The organism is Bradyrhizobium sp. Mp27 (assembly GCF_029953005.1).
Taxonomy (GTDB): Bacteria; Pseudomonadota; Alphaproteobacteria; order Rhizobiales; family Xanthobacteraceae; genus Bradyrhizobium; species Bradyrhizobium barranii.
In genome coordinates this window covers 1-17724 of the sequence record NZ_JASAUS010000009.1, presented here as the reverse complement: position 1 = coordinate 17724, position 17724 = coordinate 1, and the positions used below count along the sequence as shown (strand labels likewise).

General features: G+C 65.3%; 14 protein-coding genes. 10 read left to right on the top strand and 4 right to left on the bottom strand.

Features of this window, described 5'->3' with window-relative positions:
- Positions 1–8 precede the first annotated feature (8 nt).
- The 5 genes from mmsB to QJT78_RS08315 all read left to right on the top strand — a co-directional run bounded on the left by mmsB (position 9) and on the right by QJT78_RS08315 (position 5513).
- Positions 9–899 carry a 3-hydroxyisobutyrate dehydrogenase gene (gene mmsB, locus QJT78_RS08335; RefSeq protein WP_028153398.1) on the top strand — a complete coding sequence of 297 codons (891 nt, stop codon included), beginning with the start codon at positions 9–11 and terminating at the stop codon, positions 897–899.
- Complete coding sequence (locus QJT78_RS08330; RefSeq protein WP_028153399.1) at positions 899–2614, top strand: AMP-binding protein; 1716 nt, start codon at positions 899–901, stop codon at positions 2612–2614. Before mmsB ends, QJT78_RS08330 begins: the two co-directional genes overlap by 1 nt.
- Positions 2615–3094 (top strand): MaoC family dehydratase, encoded by a 480-nt coding sequence (locus QJT78_RS08325; protein ID WP_028153400.1) that lies wholly within the window; start codon positions 2615–2617, stop codon positions 3092–3094.
- 284 nt (positions 3095–3378) lie between these two features.
- Complete coding sequence (locus tag QJT78_RS08320; RefSeq protein ID WP_014495942.1) at positions 3379–4296, top strand: SDR family NAD(P)-dependent oxidoreductase; 918 nt, start codon at positions 3379–3381, stop codon at positions 4294–4296.
- Complete coding sequence (locus QJT78_RS08315) at positions 4293–5513, top strand: TIGR03862 family flavoprotein (protein WP_080586473.1); 1221 nt, start codon at positions 4293–4295, stop codon at positions 5511–5513. The genes QJT78_RS08320 and QJT78_RS08315 overlap by 4 nt, the downstream gene beginning before the upstream one ends.
- A 130-nt stretch (positions 5514–5643) precedes the next feature.
- Here the strand turns inward: QJT78_RS08315 and QJT78_RS08310 are convergent, their stop codons facing one another.
- From QJT78_RS08310 to QJT78_RS08300, 3 genes are read right to left on the bottom strand one after another with little or no spacing between them, the layout of a single operon-like run.
- Positions 5644–6723 (bottom strand): D-TA family PLP-dependent enzyme, encoded by a 1080-nt coding sequence (locus QJT78_RS08310; RefSeq protein WP_028150964.1) that lies wholly within the window; start codon positions 6721–6723, stop codon positions 5644–5646.
- Positions 6724–6726: 3 nt separating this feature from the next.
- Positions 6727–8538 carry an ATP-binding cassette domain-containing protein gene (locus QJT78_RS08305; RefSeq protein WP_028150963.1) on the bottom strand — a complete coding sequence of 604 codons (1812 nt, stop codon included), beginning with the start codon at positions 8536–8538 and terminating at the stop codon, positions 6727–6729.
- Positions 8539–8540: 2 nt separating this feature from the next.
- The gene (locus tag QJT78_RS08300; RefSeq protein ID WP_014495938.1) at positions 8541–9044 is read right to left on the bottom strand and encodes a YaiI/YqxD family protein; all 504 of its coding nucleotides are present in this window, start codon (positions 9042–9044) and stop codon (positions 8541–8543) included.
- 107 nt (positions 9045–9151) lie between these two features.
- On the opposite strand from QJT78_RS08300, the gene QJT78_RS08295 reads away from it, so the two are divergent.
- The gene (locus tag QJT78_RS08295; RefSeq protein ID WP_028150962.1) at positions 9152–9952 is read left to right on the top strand and encodes a hypothetical protein; all 801 of its coding nucleotides are present in this window, start codon (positions 9152–9154) and stop codon (positions 9950–9952) included.
- A gap of 18 nt (positions 9953–9970) precedes the next feature.
- The gene (locus tag QJT78_RS08290) at positions 9971–11395 is read left to right on the top strand and encodes a DUF5107 domain-containing protein (protein ID WP_162136481.1); all 1425 of its coding nucleotides are present in this window, start codon (positions 9971–9973) and stop codon (positions 11393–11395) included.
- Positions 11396–11450: 55 nt separating this feature from the next.
- Here the strand turns inward: QJT78_RS08290 and QJT78_RS08285 are convergent, their stop codons facing one another.
- Positions 11451–13823 (bottom strand): xanthine dehydrogenase family protein molybdopterin-binding subunit, encoded by a 2373-nt coding sequence (locus QJT78_RS08285; RefSeq protein WP_281460210.1) that lies wholly within the window; start codon positions 13821–13823, stop codon positions 11451–11453.
- 211 nt (positions 13824–14034) lie between these two features.
- Between QJT78_RS08285 and QJT78_RS08280 the strand changes: the two genes are divergently transcribed.
- The 3 genes from QJT78_RS08280 (at position 14035) to QJT78_RS08270 (ending at position 17640) form a co-directional block, all read left to right on the top strand.
- Entirely contained in the window at positions 14035–15108 is a 1074-nt protein-coding gene (locus tag QJT78_RS08280) for a Ppx/GppA phosphatase family protein (protein ID WP_038941949.1), read from the top strand.
- 1 nt (position 15109) lies between these two features.
- Complete coding sequence (locus QJT78_RS08275; RefSeq protein ID WP_028150958.1) at positions 15110–15802, top strand: RlmE family RNA methyltransferase; 693 nt, start codon at positions 15110–15112, stop codon at positions 15800–15802.
- Positions 15803–15894: 92 nt separating this feature from the next.
- Positions 15895–17640: a hypothetical protein gene (locus QJT78_RS08270; RefSeq protein ID WP_281460209.1), complete on the top strand. Its 1746-nt coding sequence runs from the start codon at positions 15895–15897 to the stop codon at positions 17638–17640.
- Positions 17641–17724 lie beyond the last annotated feature (84 nt).

Genomic DNA, 17724 nt, shown 5'->3' with positions numbered 1-17724 from the left:
ATATCGATATGGCCACGATCGCATTCATCGGTCTCGGCAACATGGGCGGCCCGATGGCGGCCAATCTGGTCAAGGGCGGCCACAAGGTGGTGGCGTTCGATCTCGTCGAGGCCTCCCGCAACCAGGCCAAGGCTGATGGCGCCGCCATCGCCGAAAGTGCGTCGGGTGCGGTGAAGGGCGCCGATGTCGTCGTCACCATGCTGCCGGCCGGCAAGCACGTGCTCGGCGTCTGGGGCGAGGTCGTTCCCGCCATGGCCAAGGGCGCGCTGATCATCGACAGCTCCACCATCGACGTCGAGAGCGCGCGTCAGGCGCATGCGCTGGCCGCCAAGCACGGCGTGCTCTCGGTCGACGCGCCGGTGTCCGGCGGCACGGGTGGTGCCAAGGGTGCGACCCTCACCTTCATGTGCGGCGGTGAGGAGAGCGCGTTTGCTGCGGCAAAGCCCGTGCTGGAGAAGATGGGCAAGAAGATCGTGCATTGCGGCGGCACCGGCGCCGGGCAGGCGGCCAAGATCTGCAACAACATGATCCTCGGCATTTCCATGATCGCGGTCAGCGAGGCCTTTGCGCTGGGCGAGAAGCTCGGGCTCTCGCATCAGGCGCTGTTCGACGTCGCCTCGACCTCGTCGGGCCAATGCTGGTCGCTGACGACCTATTGCCCGGTGCCGGGCCCGGTGCCGACCTCGCCCGCCAACAACGATTACAAGCCAGGCTTTGCCTCGGCGCTGATGGTGAAGGATCTGACGCTGGCGCAGGACGCCGCCAAGGCCGCCGGCGCGGCCACGCCGCTCGGCAAGCATGCGCAGGAGATCTATCAGTCCTTCGATGCCGCCGGGCAGGGCGGGGTGGATTTTTCCGGAATTATCAAGCACGTTAGGGGGCTAGCCGGGAAAGCCTAATGACGACATTTCAGGACGCGCGCGCGTTTCTGCTAAAGCACCGCACGGATTACGAGACAGCGGTCAAAGACTTCCGCTGGCCCGATCCGGTTCCCTTCAACTGGGCGCTCGACTGGTTCGACGAGCTCGCGAAGGATGCGGACGCCAAGGAACGGCCCGCGCTCTGGATCGTCGATGCCGCACAGGACAAGCAAACCAAGCTGTCTTTCGCGGCGCTCTCGCAGCGCTCCAACCAGGTCGCCAACTTCCTGCGTGCGCAGGGTCTGAAGCGCGGCGACCACCTGCTGCTGCTGCTCGGCAATGTGGTGCCGTTGTGGGAGACGATGCTGGCGGCGATGAAGCTCGGCGTCGTCGTGATTCCCGCGACCACGCTGCTCACCGCGGACGAGCTGCGCGACCGGCTCGATCGCGGCAAGGCGAAGGCGGTGGTCGCGGCGCAAGACCAGGTCGCGAAATTCGCCAGCCTCGGCGCTGAGAATATCGTCCGCATCGTCGTCGGCGCAGCCTCCGATGGCTGGCTTGCCTATGACGAGGCAGCGGAGGCTTCCGAGAGCTTTGCGGCTGACGGTCCGACCAACGCCGACGACCCGATGCTGCTCTATTTCACTTCGGGCACCACGGCAAAACCAAAGCTCGTGCTGCACAGTCAGCGCAGCTATCCCGTCGGCCATCTCTCGACCATGTATTGGATCGGGCTGAAGCCGGGCGACGTCCATCTCAACATCTCATCGCCCGGCTGGGCCAAGCATGCCTGGAGCTGTTTTTTCGCGCCGTGGAATGCCGGTGCGACCGTGTTCGTCGTCAACCAGCCGCGCTTCGATGCCAAGGGTCTGCTCGCCACCATCGGCCGCTGCGGCGTCACCACGCTGTGCGCGCCGCCGACGGTGTGGCGGCTGTTCATCCAGGAAAACCTTGCGTCGTTCAAGGTGAGCTTGCGCGAGGTCTGCGGCGCTGGCGAGCCGCTCAATCCGGAAGTGATCGACCAGGTGCAGGCCGCCTGGGGCCTCACGATCCGCGACGGCTACGGCCAGACCGAGACCACCGCGCTGGCCGGCAACTCGCCGGGGCAAAAGATCAAGGTCGGCTCGATGGGCCGGCCGCTGCCGGGCTATCGCGTGCAGGTCAGCGACACCGACGGCCATCCGGCGAAGGAGGGCGAGGTGGCTCTGGTGCTGGGTGCTGACCGTCCGGCCGGCCTGATGCAGGGCTATCAGGGCGACGACGGCAAACTGTCGGGTGTGGAAGGCGAGCTCTACCGCAGCGGTGACGTCGTGTTCGCGGACGAGGATGGCTATCTCACCTTCGTCGGCCGTTCCGACGACGTGTTCAAATCCTCCGACTATCGCATCAGCCCGTTCGAGCTGGAGAGCGTGTTGCTCGAGCATGAGCTCGTCGCAGAAGCCGCGGTGGTGCCGAGCCCGGACCCGATCCGGCTTGCGATCCCCAAGGCCTTTGTGCTGCTGACATCAGGTGCGGAGCGCTCACCGGAGACGGCGCTCTCGATCTTCAGGCATCTGCACACGCGCCTTGCACCGTTCAAGCGCATCCGCCGCCTTGAAATCGTCACCGAGCTGCCGAAGACGATCTCGGGCAAGATCCGCCGCGTGCAGTTACGACGGCTGGAGCGCGATGACGACCGCAATGATCCGCTGCGCGGCCAGGAATTCCGCGAGGAGGATTTTCCGGAGCTGCCGAAAACACGGAGTGAGACCTAAGTGAACGAAGTCTGGAAGAAGCCGCCGATTTCCCTCGAAGCCTATCAAGCCTTGGTCGGCAAGGAGATCGGCGTGTCGTCGTGGCACCTGGTCGATCAGCCCCGCATCGACACCTATGCCGACGTGATCGAGGATCACCAGTTCATCCATGTCGATCCGGAGCGCGCGAAGAAAGAGACCGCCTTCGGCACCACCATCGCCCACGGCTTCCTGACGATGTCGCTGCTGTCGATCATGTCCTACGAGGTGATGCCGGTCATCGCCGGCACCACGATGGGCATCAATTACGGCTTCGACAAGCTGCGCTTCATCTCGCCGGTGCGCTCGGGCAAGCGCGTCCGCGGCCGCTTCGTGCTGGCGGAAGCCAAGCTGCGCAAGCCCAACGAGTTGCAGTCCCGCACCAATGTCACGGTGGAGATCGAGGGCGAGGACAAGCCGGCACTGGTCGCCGACTGGCTGGGCTTGGTCTATTTCGCTTAGGCCCAAGCCGCCATGGCCGGGCTTGACCCGGCAACCCATCGCTGCTCAAAAGCTGTCCAAATCTCGTGCGGAGCGCTCTTACCCTCTCCCCCTGTGGGAGAGGGTGGCTTCGCGGAACGCGAAGCCGGGTGAGGGGTATCTCTCCACGAGCGCATCCGTCGCGAGAGACCCCTCATCCGGCGCCGTAGCCGACGCTACGCGTCGGCGTCTTTTTAGGACGGCGGCCGTAGGCCGCCTATGCCACCTTCTCCCACAAGGGGGGAAGGAAGAAAGGAAGCACACTCATGGCAATCAGGTTCGACGGGCGTGTCGCCATCGTCACCGGCGCGGGTAATGGCCTCGGACGCGCGCATGCGCTGGGGCTGGCCAGCCGCGGCGCAAAAGTCGTCGTCAACGATTTCGGCGGCGCGCGTGACGGCAGCGGCGGCTCGCTGTCGCCGGCCGAAGCCGTCGTCGAGGAGATCCGTAAAGCCGGCGGCACTGCGATGGCCGACGGCGCCGACGTCTCCAATTTCGAGCAGGTCACCGCCATGGTGGAGCGCGCCACCAAGGAGTGGGGCAGCGTCGACCTGATGTGCGCCAATGCCGGCATCTTGCGCGACAAGTCTTTCGGCAAGATGGAAGCGGCCGATTTCCAGAAGGTGCTCGACGTGCATCTCGTCGGCACCTTCTATTGCTGCAAGGCGGCCTGGGCCGGCATGCGCGACCGCAATTACGGGCGCATCGTGCTGACGACGTCGTCCTCCGGCCTCTACGGCAATTTCGGCCAAGCCAATTACGGCGCGGCCAAGTCCGGCATGGTCGGCCTGATGAACGTGCTGGCCGAGGAAGGCCGCAAGAACAACATCCGCGTCAACATCATCTCGCCGACCGCGGCGACCCGCATGACGGAAGAGCTGCTGCCGCCGCAGGCGCTGCAACTGATGAAGCCGAACGCGATCACGCCCGCTGTCGAGTACATGCTGAGCGAGGATGCACCGACCCGTACCATCATGGGCGCTGGTGCCGGCTCCTTCGCCGTGATCAAGATCCTGGAGAGCGAAGGCATCAACCTGCCGGAATCCGAATGGACGCCGGATGCGGTCGCCGCGCATTTCGCCGAGATCAGCGACATGTCGAAGGCGAAGGCGCTGCAAGGCGCGTTCGAGCAGACGCAGAAATACGTGGCGCAGGCCGCGGCACGGGCGGGGATCAAGCTCTGACCGACGTCGCCGTCATCGGTGCCGGTCCCGCCGGGCTGATGGCGGCGGAGGTGCTGGCGCAGGGCGGCGCCCGCGTCAGTGTCTACGACGCCATGCCGTCCGCGGGCCGCAAATTCCTGATGGCCGGTCGGGGCGGGCTCAATCTCACCCACAGCGAGCCGCAGCCGGAGTTCACGGCGCGCTACCGCGAGGCGGCACCCAAGCTGCAAGCGGCGATTGCGGCGTTTTCGCCCGACGGGCTCCGCGCCTGGAGCGCGGCGCTGGGCGAGCCGACTTTCGTCGGCAGCAGCGGGCGCGTGTTCCCAAAGGCGTTCAAGGCCTCGCCCTTGCTGCGCGCCTGGCTGCGGCGCCTCGATGCCGCGGGCGTACGTTTCGCGTTTCGTCATCGCTGGACCGGCTGGGACGACCAAGGACGGCTTCGGTTTCAAACAGCCGACGGCGTGCAGGCCATCGAAACCAAGGCCACTGTGCTGGCGCTCGGCGGCGCAAGCTGGCCGCGGCTGGGCTCCGACGGCGGCTGGGCCGATATCCTTGCGTCCAAGGGCGTTGCGGTCTCAAAGCTGCGGCCGGCCAATTCCGGCTTCACCGTCGCATGGTCCGACGTGTTCCGTGACCGTTTCGAGGGCCAGCCGCTCAAGGGCGTGGCGCTGACGATCGGGGCGCACACGGTCCGCGGCGAAGCCATGATCACGCGCAGCGGCATCGAAGGTGGCGCCATCTACGCGTTGTCGGCCGAGCTGCGCGAGGCGGTGCTGGGTCTCGGGCAGGCGACGTTGACGATCGCATTGCGGCCCGAGCTCGACTTGGCTTCGCTGACCACGCGCCTGTCGGGCACGCGCGGCAAGCAATCGCTCGCGAACTTCCTACGCAAGGCGGCGCAGCTGTCGCCGGTCGGCATCGGCCTGATGCAGGAGGCCGCCATCGCATCCGGCCGGCCGCTGGCGTCGTTCTCGCCGGCGGAGCTTGCCAAGCTGATCAACGCCATTCCGGTTCATCTCACCGGCGTTGCCCCGATCGAGCGCGCCATCTCGACGGCGGGCGGGGTGACCTTCGACGAGCTCGACGAACGCCTGATGCTGCGCAAGCTGCCCGGCGTGTTCGCCGCCGGCGAGATGCTGGACTGGGAGGCGCCGACCGGCGGCTATCTGTTGCAGGCGTCGTTTGCGACGGGCGCTGCCGCGGGCAGGGGTGTGTTGGAGTGGCTCAAGAAATCGTAGGGTGGGCAAAGGCGCGAAGCGCCGTGCCCACCATCTTTCCGCGCGTGCCGCACTGATGGTGGGCACGCTTCCGCCTTCGCTCTTCGAGCTTCGGCGGACAAGTCGCTTTGCCCACCCTACGGCCTTGCGCCTAGCGCAGCTTCCCGCGCGCCGCCACCGGCAGCGTACCGATGATCTCCTCGCCGCGGACCATCACGACCTCGTCCATCATGTTGACGACGACGCAGACGTGGTTCGGCACGATCCGCACGACGTCGCCGACGTTCGGCCTTGTGTTGCTGCGTGAGAGGTCGAGGAAGCCGTGCTCCTCGGCGAAGCGCGCGATCTTGGCTTCGGGGTGCTCCAGGATCAGGCCGTGGCCGTCGAGCCCGCCGGTGTCCGTCGTCAGCGTCTTCGAGCCGGCGTCCAGAATGCCGCGCTCGGGCGCGGCGCGGCTGACGACCGTCGAATAGATGTGCAGCGCGCAGTCGTCCCAGGTGGCAGAGCCGGCGGCGACCTGCATGCGGTCATTGTAGATGTAGGTGCCGAAGCGATGCTCGGTGCCGCCCTTGAGCTTGCCGAGGTTCTTCAGGTTCGGCGTGCCGCCGGTCGAGACGATCTTGGCGTCCAGTCCGTGCGCGCGCACGCCGGCCAGCGCCTCGTCGTAGAATTTCTGCGCGTCGGCCCAACCGGTCTCGGTCGGGTAGAGCATGAAGCCGGCGAATTCGAGCCCCTTGGAGCCGGCGATCTCGCGGGCCAGCGCAATTGCCTCAGCCGGGGTCTCGACGCCCGCGCGCTTGCGCCCCGTGTCGCATTCGACCACGACCGAGAGCGAACGACCCGAGGCCGCGGCCGCCTTGGGCAGGCCGGCGACGACCGTCGAATTGTCGGCGGCGACCGTCATGTTCGCCTTCGCCTGCAGTGCGCCCAGGCGTGCCATCTTCTCTTCGCCGAGCAGATTGTAGCTGATCAGGATGTCGTCGATGCCCGCATTGGCCATGATCTCGGCCTCGCCGAGCTTCTGGCAGGTGATGCCCTTGGCGCCCGCTGCGACCTGCAGCTTGGCGATCGTCGGGTTCTTGTGCGTCTTGATGTGCGGCCGGTTGGCGACACCCGCATCGTCGCAGGCCTTCTGGATCCGCGCGATGTTGCGCTCGACCCGGTCCATGTCGATGACGGCGCAGGGAGTGCCATATTCACGGGCGATCTTGGCGGCGAGGGGAGTGGTCATGAGTTAAGCCTGTTCAATCTCTTCGCGGAGCATTTCCAGTTCGAGCCAGCGCTCTTCGGCGGCGGACAATTCGTCGTGCGCCTTGGCGATGGCGGCGGAGGTGTCGTCGAATTTCTTGCGGTCTTTGGTGTAGAGATTGGGATCATCGAGGAAGCGCTGCAGCCTGGCAATGTCGGCGTGCAGGGTCTCGATCTTCTTCGGCAGCGTTTCCAGCGCGTGCTTCTCGTTGAAGCTCAGCCGCCGCTTTGCCGTGGCAAGCGGAGCAGCCAGCCGCTCCTCTTTCTTCTCCGCGGGGGCTTGCGCCTTCGTCGTCTCGCGCTTGAGATCGGCACCGCGCTGCGCCAGCATGTCGCTGTAGCCGCCGGCATATTCGGTCCACTTGCCGTTGCCTTCGGGGGCGATCACGGACGTGACGACGCGGTCGAGGAAGTCGCGGTCGTGGCTGATCAGGATCACAGTGCCCTCGTAGTCGCCGAGCATGTCCTCGAGCACGTCGAGCGTCTCGAGGTCGAGATCGTTGGTCGGCTCGTCCAGCACCAGCAGGTTCGAGGGTTTTGCCAGCGCGCGGGCCAGCATCAGCCGGCCGCGCTCACCGCCCGAGAGCACCTCGACAGGCGTGCCGCGCTGCTCCTGGGCGAACAGGAAGTCCTTCATGTAGCCGACCACATGCTTCGGTTTGCCGCCGACCATGATCTGGTCGCCACGGCCGCCGGTTAGCGCCTCGGCCAGCGTCGACTTGGGATCGAGGCTTTCGCGGTGCTGATCGAGCGTGGCCGTCTCAAGATTGGCGCCGAGCCGCACGATGCCGGAATCAGGCTCCGCGCCGCCGGTCAGCAGGTTGACCAGCGTGGTCTTGCCGGCGCCGTTCGGCCCGACGATGCCGAGCCGGTCGCCGCGCTGGATGCGGGTGGAGAAATTGTCGACGATCACGCGGTCGCCGAACGCCTTGGTGACGCCCTTGGCCTCGATCACCAGCTTGCCGGATTGCTCGGCTTCCGCCGCGGCCAGACTGGCGGTGCCCGCCGTACCGCGATAATTGCGCCGCTGGTCGCGCAGCGCATGCAGATTGCCGAGCCGCTTGACGTTGCGCTTGCGGCGGCCGGAGACGCCGTGGCGCAGCCAGTGCTCCTCGTCGACGATCTTGCGGTCGAGCTTGTGCTGGTCGCGCTCTTCCTCGGCGAGCACCTCGTCGCGCCAGCTCTCGAACGAGGCAAAACCGCGGTCGATCTGCTTGATCTTGCCGCGGTCGAGCCACGCCGTGGAGCGCGAGAGGTTGGTGAGGAAGCGGCGGTCATGGCTGATCAGCACCAGCGCGCTGCGGCGGCTGTCGAGCTCCTTTTCCAGCCATTCGATGGTGGAGAGATCCAGATGGTTGGTTGGCTCGTCCAGCAGCAATATGTCGGGCGAGGGCGCCAGCACGCGAGCCAGCGCGGCACGGCGGGCCTCGCCGCCGGAGACGTTGGCCGGGTTCTCGTTGCCGGTAAGCCCGAGTTGCTCCACGAGGTAGCGCGCCTGGTACGGATCGTCGCCGGGCGCCAGGCCCGCCTCGACATAGGCGAGCGTGGTCTTGTGGTCGCCGAAATCCGGCTCCTGCGGCAGATAGCGAACGGTCGCGCCCGGCTGCACGAAGCGCGTGCCGCCGTCGGGCTCGACGAGTCCGGCTGCGATCTTCAGCAGCGTCGACTTGCCTGAGCCGTTGCGGCCGATCAGGCAGACGCGCTCGCTCGGCGCGACGTTGAGCTCGACGCCGCTCAGCAGCGGCGTACCGCCAAAGGTGAGCTTGATGTCTTTGAGTTGGATCAGGGGCGGCGCCATGACTAGCCTTGATTCAAATTCTGGCTCGTCGCGGCCTGGTCGGCGCGGCGGCGCTGGATCCGGCGCAGCGTCTGGTCGAGCGCGGAGAGGAACGCGGAGCGGTCGCGCGGCGCGAACGAGCGCGGCCCGCCGGTGACCTCGCCGGCCGAGCGCAGATCCGTCATCAGGTTGCGCACCGCCAGCGTCATCCCGATCGACTCTTCCGTGAACGGCTTGCCATTCGGTGCGATCACGTCGGCGCCCGCTTTCACGCAACGGCTCGCCAGCGGAATGTCCGATGTCACGACGACGTCGCCCGGCTTGGCCCGCTCCGCGATCCAGTCGTCGGCGGCGTCCATGCCGGCGCCCGCTGCAATCCGTTCAATGAGCGGATCCTGGGGCACGCGAATAAAATTGCCGGCAACCACGCTCACGGGCACGCCGTGGCGGAGCGCGACGCGGTAGATCTCGTCCTTCACCGGGCAGGCGTCGGCGTCGACATAGATGCGGGTGGGGGTGTCAGTCATTCGCCGCGTGGTACCCCATTCGGGCCGCAAAGGCGAGGGGATTGACCGGTGTTCCCGGGGGCCTACGATCAACCCTGAAACAACAAGAATTCAGGGAAAGGCCCGCCATGCCGAACCGGCTCGAAACCTACCGCGTCGAGGCCTACAACACCGCCAAACAGTCCGAAAACAAGATGCATGACGACACGGTGGCGCGCCGCTTCGGCTTTTCCGGCGGGCTGGTCCCCGGCGTCGATGTCTTCGCCTACATGATGCACGTGCCGGTGGCGCGCTGGGCCCGCGATTTCCTGTCGCGCGGGCTGGTCGAGACCCGCTTCATCAAGCCGGTCTATGACGGCGAGACGGCCGATGTCGATGCGACCGAGCACAACAGCCTGCTCACGATCGAGGTGTTCAGCCGCACCGAGCTCTGTGCCACGGGGACAGCGTCGCTCCCGGCGGCCGCGCCCGTGGTGTCATTGAACGACTTTGTCGAGGTCGCGGCCATTGCCGAGCGCAAGCCTGTGAGCCCGGCAGCGTTCGAGGTGGGCAAATGGCTGGGCACGACGCCGCGCCGCTGGGCCGGGCAGGACGCGACCGACTATCTTGCCGACATCAGGGAGGCCGATCCGATCTTCGCGCGCGAGGGTCTCGGCCATCCCGGCCTGATCCAGCGTGTCATGAACCGCGTGCTGGTCGACAACACCATTCTGGGCCCGTGGATCCATGTCGGCAGCCGCATGCAGCTGCTGTCGGCCGCGCGCGCCGGCGACGAGATCACCGCGCGGGCAAAAGTCATCGCGAACTACGAGAAGAAGGGCCACCGCTTCGTCGAGCTCGACGCGCTGATCGTCGCCAACGGCACGACGCCGCTGGCGCACTGCCAGCATACTGCGATCTACCAGCCGCGCGAGCAGGCGGCGGCCTGAAAGCCAGTTGAGGTCTCCTTGCGCGCCCTCGTTTGTTTCGGAATAGCACTCCTTTTGTCGCTCCATGCGCCTTGCGTCGTGCATGCCGCCGCACCGGTGCCCGAGAGTGTGTCGCTCAGCGAGCAGACGACCACGTGGAGCACCGTCAAGTTCGCCGTCGATGCGGAGAATGGCTTTGTCAGCGGGTCGCTCGACAAGAGCATGATTGTCGAACGCAGTTTCAAATCCTACGTGCTTGAGAACCGATATCTGAAGGTAACGCTCGTGCCCGAATTCGGAGGGCGTATTCTTTCCATGGTCTACAAGCCGACCGGCCACGAGCAGCTTTATCGAACGGAGGTCGGAGTGCCTTACGGCATGAAGGCCGGAAATTTCTACTACGACTGGCTGATGGTGTACGGCGGAATCTTTCCCACGTTCCCGGATGCCGAGCACGGCAAGACGTGGCTGAAGCCGTGGGCTTTCCGGGTGGTGAAGGAGGGCGCCGACGAGGTCACGGTCGTGATGTCGTTCCGGGATGACTTCGACTATTCCGCGCGGCCCAGCAAGTTCAGGGGCGCGACCGGCATCGAGGCGAACTACTACGTCACGCTGAAAGCCGATCGTGCCGCACTCGATGCGCGCGTGGTGCTGAAGAACCCGAACGACGAGGCTGTCCAATACGAGTACTGGACGTGCACGACGCTCGCCCCGGGATCGGAGCCGAAAAATCCGAGGGCAACGGGCGGCGCCGAAATCATCGCGCCGATCCGAACTTACACGACGCCTGCCTGGTCGGCCAATCTGGCAGACGGCGACGAGAGCGCGGGTATGGGCAGGCGGCGCTTCGAAAACCTGCGTTACTTCAAGAACTGGCCAACGATGGGCATCGCCTATGCTGCACCAGATATGCAGGGCGGGAATTTCTGGGGCGTCATCAACCATGACAATGCAGAAGGCATTATTCGCATTGCGGACAATACCCTCACGCGGGGCTTGAAAATGTGGACGTGGGGGTTCCCGTCGCTCACCGGCGAAACCGATGCCCGGAAGGATCCGAACGAGTGGCGGCCATATGTCGAATTATGGGCGGGCGTGTCAGACCAGTTTTTCCACAGCACAGACTTTCCCGCACGCAGTGAGGTGTCGATTCCGGAAACCTACAGCCCGACCGTCGGCATGAGCAACGTGACGCATGCGAACGAGAAAATCCTGATCAATTTCTCGGCCGAGGCGTCTCGCGCCGTTCTCGAGTTCTTCAGCGTCGAGCCGGCCATCCCGTTGTTTGTCACGTTGAAACAGGGTGACACGGCTCTGTTCAGCGGGGTCGTGAGCGCCGATCCGAACAACGGAAATCGCATTTCGGCAGCGATTGCCGACGGCCGTAGCGGGGAAAAGATACGGCTAACGATCACGACCACGGAGGGAAAGGAGTTGATCGCCGCCGAAACGGCGATCAAGTGATCTCTTTCGGAATGCCGGTCGAACCCCCGGCGTTGTCACGATCGCGGAACTCCCCCTACGCCGCCTTGCCCTTCGCATCCTGGATCGCACGCCACACCCGCTCCGGGGTCAGCGGCATGTCGATGTGCTTGATGCCGTAGTCGGAGAGGGCGTCGAGCACCGCGTTCACCACCGTCGACAGGCTGCCGGCGCAGCCGGCTTCGCCGCAGCCCTTGCTGCCAAGCGGATTGGTCGTGGCCGGCACCGGGTGATCGCCGACCGTCATGTTCGGAACGTCCTCCGCGCGCGGCAGCGCGTAGTCCATCAGCGAGCCCGTGATCGGCTGGCCGCTCTCGTCGTAGCGGACATGCTCCATCAGCGCCTGGCCGATGCCCTGGACCACGCCGCCATGAAGCTGGCCCGCGACCAGCAGCGGGTTGATCACCGTGCCGAAATCGTTGACCGCGCTGTAGCGCACGATCTGCACCACGCCGGTATCAGGATCGATCTCGACCTCGGCGGCGTGGCAGCCGTTCGGGAACGCTGAAGGCACCGGCTCGCTGGTATGGTCGACGTCGAGGCTGTCAGGCACGCCGTCCGGCACCTTGCCGTCATGCAGCTTCCTGGCGAGCTCCATGATGTCGATGCTGCGGTCGGTGCCGGCGATGGTGAAGCTGCCGTCGGCGAACTCGATGTCGGCCTCGGAGGCCTCCAGCATGTGCGCGGCGGCTCGCTTGCCCTTCTCGATCACGAGCTTGGCGGCGCCCACGATCGCCATGCCGCTCGCCGTGATCGAGCGCGAACCGCCGGTGCCGTTGCCGGTGTGGACGATGTCGCTGTCGCCCTGCACCAGCTTGACGCTGTCGAAGGGGACGCCGAGCTGCTCGCACAGCACCTGCGCGAACGGTGTGGCATGCCCCTGGCCGTAGTCCAGCGTGCCGGTGATCAGCTGCACGCTGCCGTCAGCATCGAACACGATCTTGCCGAGTTCGGGGCTCGGCGGCGCGGTGACCTCGAGATAGGAGCCGACGGCGATGCCGCGCAGCTTGCCGAACTTCCTGCTCTCCTTCTTGCGCTTGGCGAAGTTCTCATGGTCGGAGATTTCGAGCGCCTTGTTGAACACCGCCTGGAAGTCGCCGCTGTCATAGGTGACGCCGGAGGAGGCCGGGAACGGCATCTGGTTCGGCTTGATGAAGTTGCGCTTGCGCAAGGTCAGCCGGTTGATGCCCATCTCGTCGGCGGCGCGGTCGATCAGCCGCTCCATGTAGTAGTTCGCCTCGGGCCGGCCGGCGCCGCGATAGGCGCCCATCAGCGTGGTGTTGGTGAGCACCGTCTTGATGTCGACGGCCATCAGCGGCGTGCGGTAGACGCTCGAAAAGTTCTTGCCGGTATTGAGCGAGAGCGGCCCCGGCGCGACGCCGGTGATGTAGGCGCCGAGATTGCCGTAGCCTTCAAGCTTTGCCGCGAGGAAATGCCCTTCGGCGTCGAGCGCCAGCTCGGCATGGATTTTCTGCGCACGGCCGTGGCTGTCGGAGAGGAAGCTGGTGGAGCGCTCGTCCAGCCACTTCACCGGGCGGCCAAGCTCCTTGGCCGCGTACAGGATGCACATGTATTCGGGGTAATTGACGTTTTTCATGCCGAAGGAGCCGCCGACATTGGCGGTGAGGACCCGCACCTTCTCGTTCGGCACCTTCAGGTTCTTGGCGAGGTTGGCGCGGTTGCCCGCAACGCCCTGCGTCGGCATCTGGATGGTGTAGCGCTCGGTCTTCTTGTCGTAGGAGGCGAGCCCCACGCGCGGCTCCATCGAGACGACGGCGACGCGGGTGTTCTCGATGTCGACCTTGGTGACGTGGGCGGCACTGGCGAAGGCCGCGTTCACCTTGTCCATGTCGCCATAATGGTAGTCGAGCGCGACATTGTTCGGGATGTGGTCATAGAGCAGCGGCGCACCGGGCCTGGCGGCTTCCTCGGGATCGGTCACCGCCGGCAGTGGCTCGATATCGAGCTCGACGGCTTCGGCGGCGTCGCGCGCCTGCGCCAGCGTGTCGGCGACCACGAAGGCGACGGGATCGCCGACGAAACGGACCTTGTCGGTCGCCAGCGGCTGCCGGTTGGTCTGGAGCAGGGGGGAGCCGTCGCGGCTCTTCAGCGGCAGGCCGCAGGTGAAGGGGCCGTATCCGGCGGCATCGAGGTCCTGGCCGGTCCACACCCCCAGCACGCCGGGCATCGCCCTGGCGGCGTCGGTGCCGATGCCGCGGATGAGCCCATGGGCATGGGTGGAGCGGACGACCACGGCATGGGCCTGGCCGGGCAGGTTGAAATCGTCGGTGTAGCGGCCCTTGCCGCGCACCAGCGTATCGTCTTCCTTGCGGCGGACCGGCTGCCCGACGCCGTATTTTTGCAGTGCAATAGCGTTTTCGAGCGTGGACGATTTGGTGTGTTCTTGCATGGAATTGACCTGAAAAGCCGGCAATCGCGCGTTTTGGGGGGCGCCTGGAGGACCGGACCCCTCAAAATAGCCCACGGTCCCGTTCACGACAACGCACGAATGGGCATGGTCCCATGTGATGCGTTGTTGCGCAGGCTTGCCGCGCTGCTAATGTTTCAGGCGAAAAAGCAATTCCAGATCGGCCCCATCGGGCCGCGGAAAGACAATTTGTATGAATGACCACACGCGGCTCCGCGACGGCCATGCGCCGCACGGTGGGCTGGAGGGGTCGATGGCGGCGGTGGCGTTGGCCCCCGAACCGGCCGTCGTCGCGCAAGCGCCGGGAACCGGCGTCTATGCGGCGCTGGACCTCGGCACCAACAATTGCAGGCTCCTGATCGCTTGTCCGACCAGCGACGGCTTTCGCGTGGTCGATTCCTTCTCGCGCATCATCCGGCTCGGCGAGGGCGTCTCGGCGACCGGCTGCATCAGCGAGGCCGCGATCGAGCGCGCCGTCGCCGCGCTCAGCATCTGCCGCGACAAGATCAATCTGCGCAAAGCCAAGCGGCTGCGGCTGATCGCGACCGAAGCCTGCCGGGCCGCCTCGAATGCGGAAGGTTTCCGCAGCCGCGTCGCGGCCGAGACCGGTATCGAGCTCGAGGTGATCGACCGCGAGACCGAGGCCTCGCTCGCCGTGCTCGGCTGCGCGCCGCTGGTCGACCCCCGGGGCAGGGGCGCGATCCTGTTCGACATCGGCGGCGGCTCGACCGAGCTGGTGCGGATCGAGCGCGATCCGCAAAATCCGGAGCCCCGCATCAAAGCCTGGATGTCGATCCCGCTCGGCGTCGTGACGCTGGCCGAGCAGTTCGGCGGCCGCGACGTCACGCCGGAAATCTATGCCGCGATGGAGCAGGAGGTCGCCAACCACGTCGCGCCGTTCGCCGAAGCGCACGGCGGCGATCTCGCCGACATGCACCTGCTCGGCACCTCAGGCACGGTAACGACGCTCGCCGGCATCCATCTCAACCTCGCGCGCTACGACCGCCGCCGCATCGACAGCATCTGGATGAACGATTCCGACATCACCGCGACCATCAGCAAGCTGCTCGGCATGAGCTACGAGGAACGCGCCAATAACACCTGCATCAGCGTCGAGCGCGCCGATCTCGTGCTGGCCGGCTGCGCCATCCTCGATGCGATCCGCCGCGCCTTTCCGCTGCCGCGCCTGCGGGTCGCCGACCGGGGCCTGCGCGAAGGCATGCTGGTCGAGATGATGCGCGAGGACGGCGCACTCAGGAGCTGGTGAGATGGCCAAGGACACCACCGGCCGCTTGCACGTCCAGGTCAAGACCGGCGGCAAGCGCAAATTGTCGTCGAAGCTGTGGCTGGAGCGGCAGCTCAACGATCCCTATGTGGTCAAGGCGAAGGCGCTCGGCTATCGTTCGCGAGCCGCGTTCAAGCTGCTCGAGATCGACGACAAATACCGCCTGCTGAAACACGGCATGGCCGTGGTCGATCTCGGCGCTGCGCCGGGCGGCTGGAGTCAGATCGCCGCCAAGCGCGTCGGCTCGGTCGACGGCAAGGGCAAGGTCGTCGCGATCGACCTGCTGGACATGCCCGAGATTGCCGGCGTCGACTTCGCGCAGCTCGACTTCATGGACAACGGCGCACCCGCGAAGCTCACTGCGATGCTCGGGGGCGGCGCCGACATCGTGATGTCCGACATGGCCGCCAACACCACCGGCCACCGCAAGACCGACCAGCTCCGCATCGTCGGCCTGATCGAGACCGCGGCCGCGTTCGCCTGCGACGTGCTGAAACCGGGCGGGGCATTCCTGGCCAAGACGTTCCAGAGCGGCGCCGACGCCGATCTGCTCGCCCAGCTCAAGCGCGATTTCGCGACGGTGCGGCATGTGAAGCCGGCTGCGAGCCGACAGGATTCGTCGGAGCGCTATGTGCTGGCGACGGGGTTTCGCGGCGGGCAGCCGGACCCGCGCTGACGTGTCACGCTCACATCAGCATGACATTCACATCGATAACATCTTGAGCTGATAGATCCATCATCTGCAATTACAGCGGGTGAAATCAATCCATGCCGTGCCTTCATCAACGCTTGCGCGTTTGCAAGCATCGCCTTTCCCTTGCCTCGGTCTCCTTGCTGGCGTTGGCGTCGCTCGGCCTTGCTTCGGCGACGGCGTCGCGTGCAGGGACGTCGATCACGGTCAGCACCCAGACGCCTTACAATATCGGCCTCAGCGGCAACGACGATCTCGGTGATCTCAAGAAGATCTACCAGAGCGCGAACAGCCCGTCCGAACAGGCGCTCGACCAGTTCAACCAGATCATCACCGATACCGGCATGAAGCGGACGCGCCTGCTGCTCAGCGATGTCTATTGCGATGTCGATCAGACCGGCGATGTGTTCGGGTACACGCAGGACGGCGTTTTCCATCCGGGCGACTGCCAGCCTCTGGCCTGGCATCTTGAGTGGGCGCTGGGTCGCGGGCTCTCGCCTCACGTGGCTGTCGCGGCCTTCATGCCGCCGCGCCTGGTGCAATACGGACCCGGCGAGAGTTGGAAGCAGAACGGACCGGCTCCGGCACTCTACAAGAAATACGCCGAAGCTCTGGTGCGCTATATCGCGACGAAGTCGTTCAACGGCGGCGCTTCATCCGTCATCTTCGAGGTCAGCAACGAGGCCGACATCGCCGATTCCACCCCTGAGAACTGGAGCAGCACAAATCCATCCGCCTATACACTCAAGCCATTGGGGCCGTGGGGCCGCTGGCTGTGGTGGACGGACCCGGCCAAGTATGTCCTCAAACAGTGGACCCCGCTGCAGACCCACGTGATGTCCAACGCCGAAGATCCGACCTTGTCGTACCCCTACGGGCTCGATGCGCGCCGTCTGCCCAGGCAGCTCCTGCCCGTTCAGAAGATTTTCTCGCAGGCGATCGACACGGTCAGGGCCCAACTCGCCAGCAACACCAGCTATCGCGGCAAGACGCTCGAAATGGCCGGGCCGGCCCTGGTCGGACTGAGCTTCAACTATTATCCGGCGGAGAATCTTCCGACGCTGGAGGAAGTCTTCTTCGACCAGACCTTCAATCCGCTGGCAAACACTTACGCTGCAAAATTCAATGCGCGGCTCGATCGCTTCTCGTTCCACTATTACGGCTCGACGGACGGCACCGGCGGGTTCGCGTTCTTCGATAATCTGGTCGACAAGGTCAGGGCCAAGCTGGACGCCTTGAAGATGAACAATGCCAACATGCCCGACGTGAAGCTGTTCGTGTCGGAATGGGGGCCGACGGCCTTTGAGGAGACTGACGTCAATTATTCGCACAAGGGGGCGGCCTGGACCGCGGCGTTCCTGCTAGAGGCGGTGAAGAAGAAGATCTCGATGGGGTCTTACCTCATTATCGGTGACGGCCAGGGGGATCCGAACATCACACCTTTCCTCGGCCAGGCCAGCCTGCTGCACAAGGTGCCGCACGGCGACAAGCCGGCCGACTACTACCCGAAGCCGGTCGCGAACCTCTTCAAGATGTACAACAAGATGTCCGGCCAGCGCGTGCAGGCCGCTCTCACCGGCGGGGCGGGCTCCCACCTCAACGCGTTCGCGACCTGGGATGGCGCTAACTCGACCGCGAACATCATGGTCTACAACTATGATCCGGCACGTGTCTTCGGCAACAACATTTCGACCGAGACGCCGGAGGGGATTTCGCTTGAGGTCGACAACCTGCCGTTCAGCGATGGCTCGACCGTGACGATTGAGCGCTACCTGATCGATGCGAATACCAGCAACCTAGTACCCACTTTTCTTGGAACGTGAGTCGTGATTCAAGGTCGGGATGATACCCGAAGCAAGAGAAGTCCACCTTTCGAGGAAAGATCGCAAGGTGCTTGAGGCGTGCTG

Excerpts from the sequence above, each read along its gene's own strand:
- QJT78_RS08305 (WP_028150963.1), bottom strand. The coding sequence starts at position 8,538 with ATGGCGCCGCCCCTGATCCAACTCAAAGACATCAAGCTCACCTTTGGC.
- QJT78_RS08330 (WP_028153399.1), top strand. The coding sequence starts at position 899 with ATGACGACATTTCAGGACGCGCGCGCGTTTCTGCTAAAGCACCGCACG.
- QJT78_RS08320 (WP_014495942.1), top strand. The coding sequence starts at position 3,379 with ATGGCAATCAGGTTCGACGGGCGTGTCGCCATCGTCACCGGCGCGGGT.
- QJT78_RS08270 (WP_281460209.1), top strand. The coding sequence starts at position 15,895 with ATGCCGTGCCTTCATCAACGCTTGCGCGTTTGCAAGCATCGCCTTTCC.
- QJT78_RS08295 (WP_028150962.1), top strand. The coding sequence starts at position 9,152 with ATGCCGAACCGGCTCGAAACCTACCGCGTCGAGGCCTACAACACCGCC.
- QJT78_RS08280 (WP_038941949.1), top strand. The coding sequence starts at position 14,035 with ATGAATGACCACACGCGGCTCCGCGACGGCCATGCGCCGCACGGTGGG.
- QJT78_RS08285 (WP_281460210.1), bottom strand. The coding sequence starts at position 13,823 with ATGCAAGAACACACCAAATCGTCCACGCTCGAAAACGCTATTGCACTG.
- mmsB (WP_028153398.1), top strand. The coding sequence starts at position 9 with ATGGCCACGATCGCATTCATCGGTCTCGGCAACATGGGCGGCCCGATG.
- QJT78_RS08275 (WP_028150958.1), top strand. The coding sequence starts at position 15,110 with ATGGCCAAGGACACCACCGGCCGCTTGCACGTCCAGGTCAAGACCGGC.
- QJT78_RS08310 (WP_028150964.1), bottom strand. The coding sequence starts at position 6,723 with ATGACCACTCCCCTCGCCGCCAAGATCGCCCGTGAATATGGCACTCCC.
- QJT78_RS08300 (WP_014495938.1), bottom strand. The coding sequence starts at position 9,044 with ATGACTGACACCCCCACCCGCATCTATGTCGACGCCGACGCCTGCCCG.